This window comes from Flavobacterium sp. ABG, from assembly GCF_001027725.1.
Taxonomy (GTDB): Bacteria; Bacteroidota; Bacteroidia; order Flavobacteriales; family Flavobacteriaceae; genus Flavobacterium; species Flavobacterium cupriresistens.
This window is the reverse complement of the sequence record NZ_LEKS01000001.1, coordinates 22,322-41,953: the sequence shown is the minus strand read 5'-3', so window position 1 is coordinate 41,953 and position 19,632 is coordinate 22,322. Positions and strand designations below refer to the sequence as shown.

At 33.9% G+C, this 19,632-nt stretch carries 16 protein-coding genes; 12 read left to right on the top strand and 4 right to left on the bottom strand.

Annotated features, from left to right (window positions below; all coding sequences use genetic code 11):
* Positions 1-44: 44 nt before the first annotated feature.
* Positions 45-491: an exosortase F system-associated membrane protein gene (locus AB674_RS00175; protein WP_047772765.1), complete on the bottom strand. Its 447-nt coding sequence runs from the start codon at positions 489-491 to the stop codon at positions 45-47.
* Complete coding sequence (gene xrtF / locus AB674_RS00170; RefSeq protein ID WP_047772764.1) at positions 481-1,017, bottom strand: exosortase family protein XrtF; 537 nt, start codon at positions 1,015-1,017, stop codon at positions 481-483. Before xrtF ends, AB674_RS00175 begins: the two co-directional genes overlap by 11 nt.
* A gap of 71 nt (positions 1,018-1,088) precedes the next feature.
* Between xrtF and AB674_RS00165 the strand changes: the two genes are divergently transcribed.
* The 10 genes from AB674_RS00165 to rpe all read left to right on the top strand — a co-directional run bounded on the left by AB674_RS00165 (position 1,089) and on the right by rpe (position 15,333).
* A complete protein-coding gene (locus tag AB674_RS00165) occupies positions 1,089-1,544 on the top strand; it encodes a GAF domain-containing protein (RefSeq protein ID WP_047772762.1) in 456 nt (151 codons plus the stop codon).
* 166 nt (positions 1,545-1,710) lie between these two features.
* Positions 1,711-1,977: a 30S ribosomal protein S15 gene (rpsO, locus tag AB674_RS00160; RefSeq protein ID WP_047772760.1), complete on the top strand. Its 267-nt coding sequence runs from the start codon at positions 1,711-1,713 to the stop codon at positions 1,975-1,977.
* A gap of 178 nt (positions 1,978-2,155) precedes the next feature.
* The gene (locus tag AB674_RS00155) at positions 2,156-4,291 is read left to right on the top strand and encodes a polyribonucleotide nucleotidyltransferase (RefSeq protein ID WP_047772758.1); all 2,136 of its coding nucleotides are present in this window, start codon (positions 2,156-2,158) and stop codon (positions 4,289-4,291) included.
* Positions 4,292-5,470: 1,179 nt separating this feature from the next.
* Positions 5,471-6,241 (top strand): hypothetical protein, encoded by a 771-nt coding sequence (locus AB674_RS00150; RefSeq protein WP_047773250.1) that lies wholly within the window; start codon positions 5,471-5,473, stop codon positions 6,239-6,241.
* A gap of 4 nt (positions 6,242-6,245) precedes the next feature.
* The gene (locus AB674_RS00145) at positions 6,246-9,026 is read left to right on the top strand and encodes a TonB-dependent receptor domain-containing protein (protein WP_047773249.1); all 2,781 of its coding nucleotides are present in this window, start codon (positions 6,246-6,248) and stop codon (positions 9,024-9,026) included.
* A gap of 10 nt (positions 9,027-9,036) precedes the next feature.
* Positions 9,037-10,257 carry a DUF4249 domain-containing protein gene (locus AB674_RS00140; RefSeq protein WP_047772756.1) on the top strand — a complete coding sequence of 407 codons (1,221 nt, stop codon included), beginning with the start codon at positions 9,037-9,039 and terminating at the stop codon, positions 10,255-10,257.
* An 85-nt stretch (positions 10,258-10,342) separates the two neighbouring features.
* Positions 10,343-11,578, top strand: coding sequence for a DUF4249 domain-containing protein (locus AB674_RS00135; protein ID WP_047772754.1), 1,236 nt, complete (start codon positions 10,343-10,345; stop codon positions 11,576-11,578).
* A gap of 20 nt (positions 11,579-11,598) precedes the next feature.
* Positions 11,599-13,329, top strand: coding sequence for a hypothetical protein (locus AB674_RS00130; RefSeq protein WP_131701502.1), 1,731 nt, complete (start codon positions 11,599-11,601; stop codon positions 13,327-13,329).
* A 282-nt stretch (positions 13,330-13,611) separates the two neighbouring features.
* Positions 13,612-14,475: an RNA polymerase sigma factor RpoD/SigA gene (locus AB674_RS00125; protein ID WP_007804760.1), complete on the top strand. Its 864-nt coding sequence runs from the start codon at positions 13,612-13,614 to the stop codon at positions 14,473-14,475.
* A gap of 195 nt (positions 14,476-14,670) precedes the next feature.
* Positions 14,671-15,333, top strand: a complete 663-nt coding sequence (rpe, locus tag AB674_RS00120; RefSeq protein WP_047773246.1) for a ribulose-phosphate 3-epimerase — start codon at positions 14,671-14,673, stop codon at positions 15,331-15,333.
* Here rpe and AB674_RS00115 read toward each other — a convergent pair.
* Both AB674_RS00115 and AB674_RS00110 read right to left on the bottom strand, forming a co-directional pair.
* On the bottom strand, positions 15,310-16,089 hold the full coding sequence (locus tag AB674_RS00115; protein ID WP_047772750.1) for a DNA/RNA non-specific endonuclease: 780 nt from the start codon (positions 16,087-16,089) through the stop codon (positions 15,310-15,312). The two genes, rpe and AB674_RS00115, sit on opposite strands and share 24 nt — an antisense overlap.
* An 85-nt stretch (positions 16,090-16,174) precedes the next feature.
* On the bottom strand, positions 16,175-18,358 hold the full coding sequence (locus AB674_RS00110) for a carboxy terminal-processing peptidase (protein ID WP_047772749.1): 2,184 nt from the start codon (positions 18,356-18,358) through the stop codon (positions 16,175-16,177).
* 203 nt (positions 18,359-18,561) lie between these two features.
* Between AB674_RS00110 and surE the strand changes: the two genes are divergently transcribed.
* Together surE and AB674_RS00100 are read left to right on the top strand one after the other, a co-directional pair.
* A complete protein-coding gene (gene surE / locus AB674_RS00105; RefSeq protein ID WP_047772748.1) occupies positions 18,562-19,341 on the top strand; it encodes a 5'/3'-nucleotidase SurE in 780 nt (259 codons plus the stop codon).
* Positions 19,334-19,606, top strand: a complete 273-nt coding sequence (locus AB674_RS00100; protein WP_047772747.1) for a hypothetical protein — start codon at positions 19,334-19,336, stop codon at positions 19,604-19,606. Before surE ends, AB674_RS00100 begins: the two co-directional genes overlap by 8 nt.
* The last annotated feature ends 26 nt before the right edge of the window (positions 19,607-19,632 follow it).

Below are 19,632 nucleotides of genomic sequence, written 5' to 3'. Positions count from 1 at the left end.
CTGCAAAATTATCTAAAAGACTTTTAAAAAAGCCGAATAAACTGTTATTTTTTTAAGTTTTGCATCTGATAGTAAAACGCGGGAATAAAAAGCAAGACAAATATGGGCTGAATAATAAATCTTCTCACGTAAAAAAGCAACCATCCTCCGTCGGGAAAATAGGCAAGAATTACAAAAAACATCCCAAAGAGAACTACCAGAAAACAGCTGTACAAAAACACACTGAACTTCAGCATTTCTCTGTCCCGAAATAACACATAAATAAGGATCAGTGATAAACCAGAATTTAAAAAATAGCGAAACAAAAGTCCACAAAAAAGTTTAAAAGTATCTACTTCAGGGAAAGCCGAAGTTTTGAAATCAGAACTGAAATAAACCAGGAAAGGATCATAAAACAATGTCTTTTCAAAAGCTCTTATCAAGCCAAAGCCTACTATTATAATAATCGAAAACAGAATTTTGAACTTATGATCTCTTATTTTATTTAGCATACTTCGAAAATTTATTCACCCAAAAAACCCATAAGCTAAAAACCAATCCATAGATTATTAAAGGAAAAAGAACGCCATGAAGAATATGTTCTTGCTCTGGGAAACGAAATAATAAAACCGTTAATAATGCAATTCGAATTACATTCAGAAGATAAATTAAAAAAACACCGAACAGAATAAAACCTAAAGTCGTTTTTAACTTTCCTGAAAACGCTAATACAAAAGAAACAAACAGAATCGTAACACTTACCGCATTACATCCTTCCACTATTCGGAGCGTAAATTTAGCATTGTACCAAACCTCAAAATAGGGACTTAAAGGGCTTTTAAAAATTTTACTATCACAATTAAACAATCCCATCAACCCATCTACATTATGACTAACAATAGCCGTTATCCCATCAACATCAGTTGTGTCAAAACTATCTAAATAAAATTTATAAACTAACGTAAATCCGATATAGGCAGCGAAAAAAGTGCCTATAAAAATCAGAAACGGTTTAAATTGCAGGAAATATTTTTTCAAAAGAAATTTTTAACAAATTTATGTATTTTTTAAATTCAGCATTAAATACTTTTGCATAAAAATCTTGCATTATGACATTTCAGGAATTACAACCAAAAATAAGCGCTATTGTAGCTGATACAGCTGCTGTTAGAGACGAAAAATTACTATCGATCTGTAAACTATTGAACGAAAACGTTGAATATTACAACTGGGTAGGGTTTTATTTTGCCAATCACGAAAACAAGACCCTTCATTTGGGTCCATATATAGGAGCAGAAACGGATCATACGGTGATTCCTTTTGGAAAAGGAATTTGCGGTCAGGTTGCCGAAAGCAATGCTAATTTTGTTGTACCGGATGTTGCGGCGCAAGACAATTACATCGCTTGCAGTTTTACTGTGAAATCAGAAATTGTAGTTCCATTATTTGTTAACGGACTCAATATTGGTCAAATTGACATTGACAGCCATGTTATTGATCCGTTTACAGAGGCTGACGAAAGGTTTTTAGAATTTGTGAATCAAGAAGTTGCAAAATTATTCTAAAAAATAAAGGGATCAAACCATTATCAAATGGTGCTTTTTCGATTAAAATATTTAATATTTAAATTTTTCAATCTTTAAATTTATTTTTTCGAAAAAAAAATGTAATTTTGCACCCGTCTTACAAGAGATGTATGACATACATAAAAATCATTAAATAAATATTGGAATGTATTTAACTAAGGAAAAAAAAGAAGAAATCTTCGCACAACACGGTGATGCTAAAAACACTGGAAAAGCAGAAGGTCAGATTGCATTGTTCACTTACAGAATTTCACACTTAACTGAACACTTGAAAAAAAATCGTCACGATTATAACACTGAGCGTTCTCTTGTACTATTAGTAGGTAAAAGAAGAGCTTTGTTGGACTACTTGAAAAAGACAGAGATCAACAGATATCGTGAGATTATCAAAGTATTGAATATCAGAAAATAATCAATATAGAAAAGAGGTGCGAAAGTGCCTCTTTTTGTTTTTTACGGAATTTATTTATTACAAGCATTTTATAAGAAAAAAAGTTTGGTTTTTCATTGGGTTTTAGAAACAACAACTACACACAACAACAACTACAACACAACTAAAACCCATTGTATAACCAATAAGGAAAAAATTTATGATTCCACAATTATTTGTAGAAAAAATCGATTTAGGTGATGGCAGAAGCATCACAATCGAGACAGGACGTTTGGCTAAACAAGCGGATGGTTCTGTAGTAGTAAGAATGGGCGACACGATGTTACTTGCGACAGCAGTTTCAGCACGTACCGCTAACCCTAATGTTGATTTTTTACCTTTAACGGTAGATTATCGCGAAAAATTTGCTGCAGCTGGTCGTTTCCCTGGAGGTTTCTTCAAAAGAGAAGCAAGACCAAGCGACAATGAAGTATTAACAATGAGATTAGTAGACCGTGTTTTACGTCCACTTTTCCCAGACGATTACCATGCAGAAACTCAGGTTATGATTCAATTAATGTCTCATGACGAAGAAGTTATGCCAGATGCATTAGCTGGTTTAGCTGCCTCTGCGGCTTTAGCTGTTTCTGACATTCCATTTTACAACTTAATTTCAGAAGTTCGTGTTGCACGTATCGACGGAAAATTTGTAATCAACCCAAGTAGAGAAGATTTAGCAAAATCAGACATCGACATGATGATTGGTGCTTCTTTAGATTCTGTTGCTATGGTTGAAGGTGAGATGAAAGAAATTTCAGAAGCTGAAATGGTAGAAGCAATTAAATTTGCTCACGAAGCTATTAAAGTTCAGATTAACGCACAATTACGCTTACAAGCTGCTTTTGGTAAAAAAGAAATTCGTACTTACGAAGGTGAGAAAGAAAACGAAGAAATTTACAAAAAAGTAAAAGCTGCTGCATACGATAAAATTTACGCTATTGCGAAAGTTGGATCTGCTAAACACGAAAGAAGTGCTGCATTTGCTGAAGTAAAAGAAGAAGTAAAAACTTTATTTACAGAAGAAGAATTAGCTGCTGATGGAGATTTAGTTTCTAAATACTTCTACAAAACAAACAAAGAAGCAGTTCGTAATGTAGTATTAGAATTAGGTGTTCGTTTAGATGGTAGAAAAACAACTGACATCAGACCAATTTGGTGTGAAACTGATTATTTACCAAGAGTTCACGGTTCTGCATTGTTTACACGTGGAGAAACTCAAGCTTTGGCTACAGTAACTTTAGGAACTTCAAGAGAAGCAAACCAAATCGATTCTCCTTCTGAGCAAGGTGAAGAGAAATTCTACCTGCACTATAACTTCCCTCCTTTCTCTACTGGTGAAGCAAAACCACTAAGAGGAACTTCAAGAAGAGAAGTTGGTCACGGTAACTTGGCTCAAAGAGCTTTAAAAAACATGATCCCTGTTGATTGTCCATATACAATTCGTATTGTTTCTGAAGTTTTAGAATCTAACGGTTCTTCTTCTATGGCAACAGTTTGTGCCGGAACTATGGCGCTTATGGATGCGGGAGTTCAAATGGTAAAACCAGTTTCTGGAATTGCTATGGGATTAATTACTGACGGTGAGAAGTTTGCTGTATTGTCTGATATTTTAGGTGATGAAGATCACTTAGGTGATATGGACTTTAAAGTAACCGGTACTGCTGATGGTATCACTGCTTGTCAAATGGACATCAAAATTGATGGTTTACGTTATGACATTATGGAGCAGGCTTTAAATCAAGCTCGTGACGGTCGTTTGCATATTTTAGGTAAATTAACTGAAACTATTGCTACTCCAAGAGGTGATGTAAAAGCATACGCACCAAAAATCATTACCAGAACTATTCCTGGAAACTTTATTGGCGCTTTAATTGGACCTGGTGGAAAAGTAATTCAAGAATTACAAAAAGCTACCGGAACAACTATCGTGATTAACGAAGTTGATGAGCAAGGTGTTATTGAAATTTTAGGTACAGATCCTGCGGGAATTGAAGCAGTATTGGCAAAAATCCAATCGATTACTTTCAAACCACAATTAGGAGAAGCTTACGATGTAAAAGTGATCAAAATGCTTGATTTTGGAGCTGTAGTAGAATATCTTGCTGCACCTGGAAACGAAGTATTACTTCACGTATCTGAATTAGCTTGGGAACGTACTGAAAACGTTGCTGATGTAGTTAAAATGGGAGATGTTTTCCAAGTAAAATACTTAGGAGTTGACCCTAAAACTAAAAAAGAAAAAGTGTCTAAAAAAGCGCTTGTTCCAAGACCTCCACGTGAGGAGAAAAAAGAGTAATCAGATCTTAGTTTACTAAAGGTTTATTTATAGAAAACCCCAATTCATGTATATGAGTTGGGGTTTTTACATATTGAGAAGAACCTAAATCGACAATTCTTCTGCAAGCAGGCATTTTGGATCAAGTCTAAAAGTTGAACACGAATTACACGAATTTTCACTAATTACTATGTGAACCTTAGAATAGATTAAATCATTTTAATCCTTTAATCAGTGGCAAAACTTCCGTACTAAGAGTCTCAACAATTAATTCGTGAAAATTCATGTAATTCGTGGCTAACTTTTACTTGTATTGTCGTTACTCTAAAGCAGAATACTTTTTTCACCACAGATTTCAAGAAAGTGCGCTTGAGACTTTGTCAAAGAATTACCAACCCGAGACACACCTGTGTGCAAAAAAAAAGCCACAGATTAAAAGATTAAAAGGATTTCAAAAATCTGTGAAAATCTTTTTAATCTGTGGCTAAAAAATTAACTCGTGCCAATTAGTGTAATTCGCGGCCAAGTTTTACTTTTATAATCCTCACTTTAAGCTAGAATACTTTTTTTACCACAGATTTCAAGAAAGTGCGATTGAGACTTTGTCAAAGAATTACCAACCCGGGACACACCTGTGTGCAAAAAAAGCCACAGATTAAAGGATTAAAAGGATTTCAAAAATCTGTGCAAATCTTTTTAATCTGTGGCAAAAAAAATAATTCGTAAAAATTCGTTAATTCGTGGCAAAACTTTCCAACCAAGAATCTCAAGATTAATCCGTGAAAATTAGTGTAATTCGTGTTCAACTTTTAGATTCGATCCAAACATTTTCTATTTCATGTAAATACTTAAAATCTAAATGCCTCCTTTTCCAGCCAGAAAATCGCAAAATCAAAACCTATAGGATAATCCGCAACTAAAGAACAGAATACATTCCTCCATAATGCCTTTCGAAAACCAGAATATGGTGTAAATAACACAACTATTCAGGTTAATTTATAATTTTACAAATACTACACCTTAGCCCGCTAAATCACTGGGGTTTTATTCAATCAAACCCTCGGATTTCTAAGATTTTTTAAAGGTTTTATTCTAAATACAGCTACTATTCCTTACATTTTAACACATTTGTGTGTAATACGTAACATTTTTTTGATACATTTGAGATCATCAAATCAAATCATCAAAACCATACAATCTTTGAAAAATTATCAAAATAAGTCAATTTTCCTTATTTTATTTGGATTATTCTTACAAATTTACACCGTACGCAGCCAATCAAGCAATACTACTTCCTTAAACAGCTGGTTTGACAAAACCATTGGCAAAAGCAACTTAGATCTCTATAATGGGCCACGTTATGTGAACCTTTACAGGACTCTTGACAAAAGTCATAGTTTCTACCTGACCAATGACTATAGCAAGGGAGACCTTAATTATCAAAACCAAAATTATCATAATCTTGACCTCAAATACGATGTCAATAATGATATTTTAGTTTTGAAAGCCAATGGCGAATACGACTATTTAGGCATCAGCCTAATCAAAGAAAAAACAGCTTACTTTACGCTTAACAACAAAAGGTTTGTTAATATAAATTTCAACAACCCAACCTGCCCCATCTTCATGAACGGTTATTATGAAGAACTTACTTTCTCTAAGACCAACACGCTTTACATCAAACATCATAAGACCAAGACAAAAGTTATAGACACTAAAAGAATATCAGACGGAACCAACCTGGCCAGTTCTGATGAGTTTAGAGACAAAAACGAGTATATCTTAAAATACAAAGACGTCTACTACAAGATCAGCTCAAAAAGCGATATTATTAAAATTTTTCCTGAGCACAAAAGTGACATAAGAAAGTACTACAACTCTAACTCTCAATTAGAAGAATCCGATAAGAACGTTTTTCTTGAAAATCTAATCAAAAGAATCAACAACCTTATCCCTAATGAAGCCAATTAAAAAAATGAGAAAAATTATACTTACCCTATTTTTATTCGCTTTTCATACATTAACATTTAGTCAGGAAAAAAAGAATAACATCTCCATTGAATTTAAAAATGCTGATCTAAAAACAGCTATTGAAAGCCTCGAAAAAAACAGCGGCTACAAGTTTTATTTTGATGAGAACTGGATAAAATCCAATGCTTTTTTGATAAACAAAACCTATACAGACACTTCACTGGACGAAGTACTTGCTGGCGTTTTTGAAAACACGAATCTAAATTACTTCATCACAGATAAAAAAATAATACTGACGAAAAACAGTATCATCCACAGTACATTACCCGATAATTACTTCGAACCTGTAATTGCTACTTCAGCAGTTATTGCGGCAAACAAGACCGTAACAAAACCGCTGTTCCATCAACAACTAGATACAAAAAAACGAAATACTACTGTTAATGGGATCGTATACATAGGGAAAGAGAAAAAGGGAGAAGAATTAAAATCATTCACCTTATCCGGTATTATAAAAAATGAAAAAAATAAAAAACCTCTTTCTAACGTAACCATCAAAGTACGCGATAAAGAGATCAGTACAACAACAAATGAGCAGGGGTTTTACAAAATCGAACTGCCTTTTGGTCTTAACTATATCCAAATAGAGTCCATCAATCATAGAAAAGATACACAACCTGTTATGATTTATGACAATGGTAGTTTAGACGTATCCCTTCACGAAAGTATTAATGAACTGGACGAGGTTGTTATCAACAAAAATGCCAATAGAAATGTAAAAACAGCTGTAGCCGGAGTTTCTACTATAGACGTGGAAGGAATAAAAAATGTCCCTCTGGTTCTTGGAGAACGTGATATCTTTAGAGTTGCCACTACTTTACCGGGAATAAAAACTACAGGTGAAGGATCTGCAGGCTTCAACGTACGTGGAGGAAAAGACGATCAGAATTTAATTCTTTTAGACAATGCTGTTTTATACAATACTTCACATTTTCTTGGTTTTTTCTCTGCTGTAAACCCGTATACAACCAGTAAAGTTGATATTTACAAAGGAAGTATCCCTTCCCGATTTGGAGGAAGACTATCTTCTGTTTTTGATATTACCACAAAAAACGGTAATCCCGAAAAACTTACAGGTGAAGCGGGACTTGGAGCTGTGACCAGTAATCTTTCGATAAGTACTCCTGTTATAAAAGACAAGTCAAGTTTGATTGTAGGGATAAGAGGTACGTACTCTGAATGGATTCTAAAGAAATTGGAAGACGAATCGCTAAAAAACAGTCAGGCTAATTTTTTTGATGCAATCGTAAAATACAATCACAAAATAACAGCCAATAACACTATTGAGTCTACCTTATACTATAGCAAAGACCGTTTTAGCATCTCTTCGGATTCTGTGTACAAATACAGTAATGCTTTAGTTTCTTTAAAATGGAATCACTCCTTCAACGCTAAAAGCAAAGCCGATTTAATATTTACAAATAGTGAATACAAGTTTAACATTGACTATAACAACGGAGGAATAAATTCGTTTGATTATGGTTATAAATTAAATGAAAGTCAGCTTATTTTAAATGGGAATTACAACCTAAACAAAAAACATGCTTTCAACTATGGTATCTCAAGTAAGCTTTATAACGTTGACCCGGGTTACCTTAATCCGAAAAAACCGGATGAGGCAACCCTAATTCCGGTAAACATAGACGACGAAAAAGCAATAGAATCTGCGGTTTATTTTTCAGACAATTTCAATGTAACTGAAAAATTGTTAATCACTTTAGGTTTGCGATATTCAAGATATTCTGCACTGGGCCCAGCAACAGAAAGAATCTATCAAAGTAATTCTCCCATCAATGACGATACCGTCATAGGAACCCAAGATTACAAGAAAAACGAAGTAATTAAAACTTATGGCGGATTCGAACCCCGAATTGCCGCTCGTTACTTAATAACCGACGATTTCTCTGTAAAAGCGAGCTATGATAAAACGTATCAATACATCCATTTATTAACCAGCAACACCACGCAATCTCCTACAGATGCCTGGAAGTTATCAGATGCACATATTGCACCTCAAAATGCACAGCAATTTTCATTAGGTTTCTACAAAAACTTAGACGATGATAAATTAGAACTTAGCTTGGAAGGATATTATAAAAAATCAGACAATCTGTTAGATTATAAAGTTGGAGCTGAATTGTTATTAAACAAAAACCCGGAAACACAGCTGCTTCAAGGAGAAGGAAAAGCATACGGAGTTGAGTTACTACTTAAAAAAAATGCAGGAAAACTTAATGGTTGGCTGGGGTATACTTATGCCCGTACTTTTATCAAATCTGACAGTCAGTTTATTGATGAGAAAGTAAACAATGGTCATTATTACCCAACAAATTTTGATAAACCACATGAAGTAAGTGCGGTATTAAACTATAAATTCACAAAAAGATATAGTTTATCTACCAATTTTGTGTATCAATCCGGAAGACCCATCACCTATCCAATTGGAAGTTACGAATACAACGGACTTAAATACACACTATACAGCGACAGAAATAAGTTTAGAATTCCGGACTATTACCGTTTAGATGTAGGTTTTAACATTGAGGGCAATCACAAAATTAAAAAGTTATCACATAGCTTTTGGAACATTTCTATATATAACGTCTTAGGAAGAAACAATCCTTATTCTATCTTTTTTGTGACTACTAATGGTCAGATAAAGGCCTACAAAACGTCTATATTTTCGGTGCCAATTCCAACTATAACTTACAATATCAAATTTTAGTAATTTATAGATGAAATATACCATTCGACATATTAATTTGCTGTACAAAACAATTGTTTTGTCTCTTTTTTGTCTTTTCATTAGCAGTTGTACGGAGCAATATGTTTTTAAAACTAATACGTTTGAAAGCATTCTTGTCGTTCAGGCAAACATTACAAATGAATTAAAAAAACAAGAAATTAAAATTACCCGATCCTATCGTCTTGAGGAAAATGGACCAACTCCTGAAGATGGTGCAACTGTTTATGTAACAGATAGTGATAAAAATACTTACGAATTTGAATTTGAAAAATCCTCAGGGTTTTATGTTTCAAATACTCCATTTCAGGCTATTACCGGAAAATTATACCAACTAAACATTACATCCAAGGACGGAAAATCCTATTCGTCTGAAGTTGAAACTTTAACTACTGTAAATGAAATTAAGGTCGAGCCAATAATCGAAACAATCGATGGAGAAAAAGGTGTACAAATAAGGGTAACCAGTAATGATCCAACCTCAAAGTCACAATTTTACAGATTTGAATTCGAAGAAACCTACAAAGTAGTAGCTCCCGATTGGAATCCTAATACAATTATAGTAGACCCGAGTAATCCCGGTCCTTATTTTACTTATCTGGTAGTTCCCCACAAAAAAGAAGCAAGAGTCTGTTACACTACCAAAAAATCTGATGACATCATTTTAATAAGCAACGTTGGCCTTAGTGAAGATCGCATCGATTTACCGATCCGTTTTATAGGTGTTAAGGATCCTATTATTCTTCAGCGTTACAGTATTATTGTACGGGAGTATGTTCAGAATTTAGCCTCATACACCTATTATAAAACATTAAAAAGTCTTTCTACTTCTGCAAGTCTCTTGTCACAAGTGCAACCAGGCTTTAATTATGGTAATTTAAAATCAAATGACGATGCAGACCAGAAAATAGTCGGTTATTTTGAGGTCTCATCCGTTTCATCAAAAAGAATTTTCTTTAATTTTAGAGACATTTTTATACAAGATCAGTATCCGCCATTTTTTACCCCTTGTTATGTCAAAGAATATGCTAATTGTTGGGGTGAGGTCGGTTGTAGTGGCCCAAAAATACATTCGTTAGTTGCCGGATCGGGATTTGAAGAGGTATATTATGCACAGCGAAACAAGATGGCAACCCTGTTATTTGTTACTGCAGGATGTGGCGATTGTTCTAAAATTTCTTCTAACATCAGACCTTTATTTTGGGTCGATTAAAGAAGCACAGTACAACTAATAATAAAAAAATTAGCTGACACAAAATAGTTCGTTAATCAAAATGAAATCACAAATTTATCTCTTTATGAAATCTATAGTTCAACATAGTAACCTTTTATACAAGACAGTTGCCCTGATGCTCTTCTGCCTTTCTATAGGTAGTTGCACTGAGCAATATGTTTTTCAAACCAATACCTTTGAAAGTATACCGGTTGTTCAGGCCAACATTACAAATGAGTTAAAAAAACAGGAAATAAAAATTACCAGATCTTATCGTCTGGAGGAGTATGGTCCAACTCCCGAAAAAGGAGCAAGTGTTTATGTAACCGACAGTGATAGCAATACCTATGAATTTGAATTTGAAGATTTCTCCGGTCTTTATGTTTCAAAAAATCCTTTCCAGGCGATTACAGGGAAGTCATACCAATTAAATATCACAACAAACGACGGCAAATCATACTCGTCTGCAACGGAGACTCTGACTCCTGTTAACCAAATTAACGTAGAACCAAAAATAGAAACAATAGACGGAGAAAAAGGAGTACAAATAGTGGTGACCAGTCAGGATCCAAGTTCAAAATCACAATTTTACAGATTCGAATACGCTGAAACCTATAAAATAATATCTCCGGATTGGAAACCAAATAAGTTGACCCCCGATCCAAGTAACCCTGGACCAAACTATACTTATTTGACTGTTCCAAGAGGTAATAGTGAATCAAGAGTATGTTATACCACAAGAAAATCAGACGATATAATATTAGTAAGTAATGTAGGTCTTAGCGAAGACAAAATCAATCTGCCCATACGTTTTATAGATATTAAAGATCCTATTCTTTATGAACGATATAGCATTGTTGTACGCGAGTATGTTCAGAATTTAACCTCATACACTTATTATAAAACACTAAAAAGTCTTTCGACTTCCGCAAGTCTTTTATCACAAATCCAACCGGGGTTTAATTATGGTAATTTAAAATCAAATGGTAATCCCGACGAGAAAATAATTGGCTATTTTGAAGTATCATCCGTTTCCACAAAAAGAATCTTTTTTAATTTCAGAGATATCTTTATAGATGACCCTTATCCCTCGTTTATCGCAGATTGTAGTCAAAAAATAGAATTACCTAATTGCTTTACAGAAAAATTCTGCCGTGGCCCACAAATATATTCTATCGTTACCGGGTCCGGAAGAGAGTACGTCTATTTTGCAACTCTTAGTGGTGGTGGTGACTATGCAAACTATGTTTTTACTCCTGCCCCTTGTGGCGACTGTACTAAAATTTCATCTAACATTAAACCTTTATTTTGGATAGATTAAAAAAAATAACCGGCACAATTATGCTACTAGCAATAAATACTTTTGCTATGGCACAAAATAGTTCGTTGAGCAAAAGTGAACCGATTAGTATCGCTACTAACGAAACCCTATTTGTTCATTTAAACAACACAACCTTAATTGCAGGAGAAACACTGCATTGTAAATTGTATTGTACCAATCCGACCAATAACACCTGGAGTGAAATTAGTAAAATAGCCTATGTTGACCTTGTTAATAGTGACAGCCAAGTTATTTTTAGTAATAAAATCTATTTGGATAACGGAAAAGGACAAGGGGATTTTTTCATTCCAACAACCATTGAAACAGGCAACTACAAACTTATCGCCTATACCAAATGGATGTTGAACAAAAAGGATTTAAAAACAGCAAAAACGGACCTTTTGCTAATAAATCCGTATTTGGTAAGCAACAAAACGAATTCGGCAAGCAAAGAAACCAAAACAACAGGAAACGAATCTGTTACCGAAAATTCAATCAAAGACAAAACGTTTGCCATACAACTGGATAAAACTACCTTTCAGGAAAGAGAACAAGTCGCATTAAAAATAAAATCATTAACCGCTGAAACAAACAAAGGAAGTTACTCTCTCTCTGTAAAAAAAATCGACAATTTACCTTCTAAAAGACAAATGAATGCTGCTGAATTTGTAAAATTCAACAGCAATAATGAGCTGACAAACCGTATGAATGATTCGATCCGTTTTCTTCCGGAACTTAGAGGCGAGATTATTTCAGGCAGCATTACAAACACTAAAAATCCTGGCGAGATAAATCATAAAACCGTGGCTTTATCAATACCCGGTAAAGAATATGCTTTTAAAATAACACAGACAAACCCATCCGGAAAGTTTAATTTTATTCTGGATAAAGACCCTAATTATTCTAATGCTGTTGTTCAAATAATAGGCAATGATAAAAATGACTATAAAATAGACGTTGACAAAAATAAAGGATACAACTTATCTGATCTAAAAAATACAGAGGAAACATTCTTAACTTCTGATTACAAAAGCACTATCGAACAACGATCGATCGCTAATCAGATCGAAAATGCCTATTATTCACTAAAAAAAGACAGTATTACCAACGGTTCCAGTGTTTATCCGTTCTATAATCCTTTACAAAAAGAATACATTCTTGGCGACTACACCAAGTTTCCTACTTTAAAAGAAACCATTACAGAAGTTATAAAAGAAATGTACTATCGTGAAAAAGACAATAATTACTCTTTAAATCTTAGAGATATAAATTATGATCTGGAATACTTTTCTGAACCCGCTTTGGTATTAGTTGACGGGCTTCTGATTCAGAACGTAAATGAGTTATTCACCTATAAAACAGAAAACATATATAAAGTAAGTATCGTTCCCGGCGTTTATTTTTATGGTCCAAAAGCTTTTAACGGTGTTATAAATTTCACAACTAAAAACAATGATTATGTGACTTCAGCGCACGGTAATTTTATTTTAAATACTGAAATTCAAAGACCTCAAAATAAAATCATCGCGTTTAAACAAAATTATAACGACCAAAACAAAGAGAATAGAATTCCGGATTACAGATACCAATTACTTTGGGAACCTCAATTAACTTTAGAAAACAAAGAAAATACCGTTTCGTTTTTCACTTCTGATGTACCAGGAAAATACGAAATAAGTCTCGAAGGTTTTACTGAAAACGGGCTTCCTGTTTCTGCAAAAGAAATCATAGAAGTAAATACTTCTAATTAAATTCACTACCATTAACGAATAAAACTCCTTTCTTTAAGATTTGAAGAAAGGAGTTTTTCGTTCTTCAAATTCATTATATTTGAAAACGTATTAGAAACCACTACAATTTTCATTATAAACGAGACAGAAAGCACCTTGATAACTATAAGATTTACAACAAACTAAGCCAACTTCAGAAACTCGATACAATATTTTTAAAATTATTTTCACTTCGTTGTAACTTTTTCTATACTTCCCACGTATAACTATTTGTACACTTTAAAAAAATAGGGAGACAACAACATGAGACAACTTAAAATCACCAAGCAGGTAACCAATCGTGAAACTGCATCGTTAGATAAATATCTACAAGAAATCGGAAAAGTTGACCTAATTACCGCAGATGAAGAGGTAGAATTAGCACAAAGAATAAAGGCTGGTGATCAAAGAGCTTTAGAAAAATTGACAAAAGCCAACCTACGTTTCGTAGTTTCTGTGGCAAAACAATATCAAAATCAAGGATTAACACTTCCTGATTTAATTAACGAAGGAAACTTAGGTCTAATTAAAGCGGCTCAACGTTTTGATGAAACTCGTGGTTTCAAATTTATCTCTTACGCAGTTTGGTGGATTCGTCAATCGATCCTTCAGGCTTTGGCAGAACAATCACGTATTGTACGTTTACCATTAAACAAAATTGGTTCTATCAATAAAATCAACAAAATGTATGCCTTATTAGAGCAATCTAACGAGCGCCCACCTTCTGCTGAAGAAATTGCAAAAGAACTGGATATGACTGTAAATGATGTAAAAGAGTCTATGAAAAACTCTGGTCGTCACTTATCTATGGATGCACCTCTTGTTGAAGGAGAAGATTCTAACCTTTATGACGTTTTACGTTCAGGAGAATCTCCAAACCCAGACAGAGAATTAATTCATGAATCCTTACGTACTGAAATCGAACGTTCTTTAGAAACATTAACGCCAAGAGAGGCAGATGTTGTTCGTTTGTATTTTGGTCTTGGTGATCAACACCCAATGACTCTTGAGGAAATTGGAGAAACTTTCGACTTAACTCGTGAGCGTGTACGTCAGATTAAAGAAAAAGCAATCCGCAGATTAAAACATACTTCAAGAAGTAAAATTCTTAAAACGTATTTAGGATAAAAATATTTGTTTCAGGTTTAAAGTTTCGAGTTGTTTTAGTAACTTGATACTTTAAACTTGAAACCTTTTTAACGCAAACAACAGTTTGATTGACTGTTCGTTTTTTGATTGATGATTGAAACTCCGGCTGATTACCGGAGTTTTTTATTTTTTATAAGTACATTTGCAAAAAACAACACAACACACCACTACACAATGAAGAATACACTTATAGCTCCTTCTGTTTTAGCAGCCGATTTTGCCAATTTACAACGTGATATCGAAATGATTAATAACAGTGAGGCAGATTGGTTTCATATTGATATTATGGACGGCGTTTTTGTCCCGAATATCTCTTTTGGAATGCCTGTTTTAGAAGCCATTTCAAGACATGCAAAAAAAACAATTGATGTCCATTTAATGATTGTGGATCCGGACAGATACATAAAAACCTTCGCTGATTTAGGCGCAAATATACTAAGCGTACATTACGAAGCGTGTACCCATCTACACCGAACGCTGCAAGCAATCAAAGCCGAAGGAATGAAAGCCGGAGTAGCCATCAACCCTCATACCAATATTGATTTATTAGAAGACGTTATCAATGACATTGATCTGGTTTGTATCATGAGCGTTAATCCTGGTTTTGGAGGACAATCTTTTATTGAAAATACTTATGCAAAAGTAAAAAAGCTAAAAGAGCTGATTACCCGAAAAAATGCAGCAACACTTATCGAAATTGACGGTGGTGTAACCAATAAAAATGCAAAACAACTAGTAGAGGCCGGAGCCGATGTTTTGGTAGCTGGAAGCTTTGTTTTTAAAGCCGAAAACCCAACAGCAACTATTGCGGACCTAAAAGTCCTGACTGCTTTTTAAATTTTTCAAATTCGGAAAGAAATCAATTCCGGTCATTTTTTCGATCGTTTCAATCGGAACGACAAAATCGTAAAGTGATCGATCGCTATTTTCATTTGGAACTAAAAATGCAATGGCCTTGTGCTGAGTCCCTGATTTAGCCAGAATGATTTTATAAAAATATTTAGGAACAGCAACTTCTTCTGTTCCTATTTTTTTATCCGAATCTTTCAAAACACCCCCGGTAACCACATAAATATCGTTGTATTTTCCTGCCCAGTAGCGTGTTTTCTGTTCTATTCTGTTCCAAATTCCACTATTAAAATCATGTTTTTGAGGCGAAATATTAGAGGTATAAAAAGTATCGTTATAGGCATTTTTATCAAACTCCATATCACCGGCAGGACAAAGATGTCCTTTATCATAACCTGATTTTTTATAATTCCTCCAGTCGGCTGAACCTGTTGTTACTTTGGGATCTTCAATAAAATAGGGACGTTTATAATCTCCATTTTTCAAATATTCTTTTTTAAGTTCATACGCCACCCACTCTGCCTGTTCGAACTTTTCATTATAAGACAGCGTATAGTATTCATGTTTTACAATTTGTTTCGTTGTAGATGTGGGCAAATAAGCAACAGTATACAACGAATCTGTACTGTTTTGATTGGAAACAAAAAGAGCTTTTTCTTCCTTTAATTCCTCTTTTACTACTGTTTCTTTTTTACACGAAAAAAACACCATACTTACCAAACTCAAAACAAGAAATCCTCTCATATCATTATACTTTTAATCCATAAAAAAACGCTCCGTAAATATAAACTTTCGGAGCGTTTTAATAACAAATTATTTTTCTTAAAAACTAAGACTTCACTAATTTATCTTTCTTCATTTTTGAAGAATTACTTTTCACCATATTACTTTTAGTCTGTAAATCATCTAAAACATTTAGTGCTTCTTCTACATAAACGTCTTTAGATAATGCTTGGTGCCAAGCTTCTCTTTTCTCTTTTAAAGTAGCATCACTTTTAATCTCAAGCTCTTCATAAGGCAAAGATTTAAAAACCAGATTGTTTTTATAATCTGAAATTGGTTTGTACTTTTTACCTTCGTTTTCAACCTGTTCCTGAGTCGCTTTAAAGTTTGTAATGTTCAAGCTGTACGTATTCTCTTTGCTCTTCACATCAATCCATTTTGCGTTGTCTTCAATTAAGTTGAATTGCGGATTTTGAGCAATTCTGTTTTTACTGTTCGCAATTGCTCTGGTAAAATTTTCGTTTGAAGTCCAGGTAACATAATCAGCCTGATCTATTTTATCCCAAGGCATTGCATTGTCAATATCACGCTCTCCCATTTTCAGATAAGCATAACGATCCGGCATCACCACATCACTATGAACCCCTTCTAATTGAGTTGAACCTCCGTTAATTCTATAGAATTTTTGTCCTGTAATTTTCAAAGCACCTAAGTCGCCATAATTTGCATTACGAACAAACTGATTCAAATCAAGTACATTTTGCACGGTTCCTTTTCCGTAAGTTTGCTTACTTCCAATGATAACACCACGTTTGTAATCCTGAATTGCCGCAGCTAATATTTCTGATGCAGAAGCCGAGAAACTGTTAACCATAATTACTAATGGTCCATCCCACTCGATTTTTTTATCTTTATCGTATAAAACTTCTTTCTTTTTACCTGCAGATTTTACCTGAACAATTGGTCCTTCTTCAATAAATAAACCGGCAATATCAACTACTGTAGATAAAGATCCACCACCATCATCACGAACATCCAATACAATTCCGTTGACATCTTCTTTTTTCAGTCTTTCTACTTCAAGAGCAATATCTTTTCCGGCATCGCGACCGTCTTTGTTTTCAAAATCGATATAAAATTTAGGTAAATAAATTACACCATATTTCAATCCGTTCTTTTCAACAATACTGGATTTTGCATACGTTTCTTCAATTTCTACTACATCTCTGATTATCGAAATAACTTTGATGCTTCCATCTACTTTTTTAACGGTAAGCTTAACTTCAGTTCCTTTGTGTCCTTTAATTTTTTTCACAACATCATCCAAACGCATTCCTACAACATCTACAGGCTCTTCGTTTCCTTGTGCTACTTTCAAAATTAAATCCCCGGCTTCAAGTTGTTTTCCTTTCCAGGCAGGTCCACCTGAAATTAACTCGTCTATTTGAGTAAAATCATTTTTCTTGGTTAATCTTGCTCCAATACCTTCCAGTTTTCCACTGATATTAACATCAAAACGGTCTTTGTCTTCCGGAGCAAAATAACTTGTGTGCGGATCAAAACGTGCCATAATAGAATTTACGTACACAGAAAACCAATCTTCTTTATTTAAATCTTTAATCAGACTGAAATTATCATCTAATGACTTTAAAGAGCTGTCACGGGTTTCTTTTTCTAAAGCTTCGAAAGATTTTGCTTTGTAAGCAGGATCTGTTTTCTTTTTGTCTTCTTCTATTTTCTGTTTGGCAACAAGTGAAGAAAGGGTAGAAAGTTTAATTTGCTTTCTCCATCTTTCATTGATTTCAGTTGTGTTTTTTGCATAAGGCAAATGCTCGTAATCAGAATTAAAAGTTTCATCAACACTATAGTTGAATGGCTGCGCTAAGATAGTCTTATATCTCTTTTTGCTTTCCTCCATACGTTTCATCAATCTGGTATAAGTCAGGTTAAAAAAAGTAAGGTCTTTATTTAAAAACTGATCATCCAACATTAGCTCATATTGCTTAAATTCTTCAATATCAGATTGCAGGAAGAATCTTTTTGAAGGATCCAGCGCCTCAATATAATCCTTAAAAATTCCCTTAGAGAACTCATCATTAATTTCTGCCGGACTATAATGTCCTTTTTCTATAACAAAAGCTAATAATTCTAAAAGTGTTTTATCTCTATTTGGGTCCGGATCAACTTTATTATCTGCATTTATTTTGAAAGCAAACAAGGTTACCGACAAACATAATACGGCTATAAGTATTTTATAATTTCTTTTCATAAATTTAATAATAGCATTCATCAATTTTTTAATCTAAGTTACGGTAAAAACTATGCCACTAAAGCCAAGTTCACTATAATTTTTTGTTAAAGGTATAAAAATGTTTGACTTGCCAAAGCCAACTTTTATTTAGTTGATAAATTTTATTTTATTTGTAACTATTCTACAAAAATCTGTCACTACATTTGCTTTTATAATCCTATTAATTACCTAATATTTCTAAAATGAAACACGAAAAACCACTTATATTAGTTACCAATGATGATGGAATTCTGGCACCGGGAATCAGAGCTTTGATAAGTGTTATGGAAACAATCGGAGACGTACTTGTTGTCGCTCCCGACAAACCTCAAAGTGCCATGGGACATGCCATTACGATTAACAACACGCTATATTTGGATAAAATATCTAAAGAAAATGTGAAAACAATCGAATACAGCTGTTCCGGAACTCCTGTCGATTGTGTAAAACTGGCCGTAAATGAAATCTTAAAAAGAAAACCCGATTTATGCGTTTCTGGCATTAATCACGGATCAAATTCTTCTATAAATGTAATTTATTCCGGAACTATGAGTGCCGCTGTTGAAGCTGGAATTGAAGGAATTCCGGCGATTGGTTTTTCTTTGTTGGATTATGACTGGAATGCCGATTTTGAACCTATAAAATCTTTCATAAAAAAAATAACCTTAGAAACGCTTGCCAATAAATTACCGGAAGGTGTTGTTCTGAATGTTAATTTTCCAAAGTTAAAAGAGAACGAAATTAAAGGAATAAAAGTTTGTCGTCAGGCGAAAGCGCTTTGGGTTGAAAAATTTGATAAACGACAAACTCCATTTGGCAAAGATTATTACTGGCTTTCGGGGAAATTTGTGAATGAAGACAAAGGAGAAGATACAGACGAATGGGCACTTGAAAATGGATACATCTCAATAGTTCCCGTACAATTTGATTTGACAGCACACCATTCTATACAGCAACTTAACACCTGGGATTTAAATGAATAAAAAAGAGATACTGGCAGGTTTTATTGTGGGGATTTTCACTTCTCTTTTAGGAAGTTACTTATTCATTACCTTTTTTACGCCATTTGACTTCTCAACAGGGATTCAAACTATTAAAGAATATGGTTATTTAGGGAAAATTATCACTTTGGGAACCCTCTTAGATCTTGCTGTTTTTGCTTTTTTCTTAAAACGAAACAAAGAATTTATGGCACGGGGCGTAATCCTGGCGGTGATTGTTTTGGCAATTTCTACTGTATTTATTTAAATCTTATCTTTGCCTTGCAAAAAAAA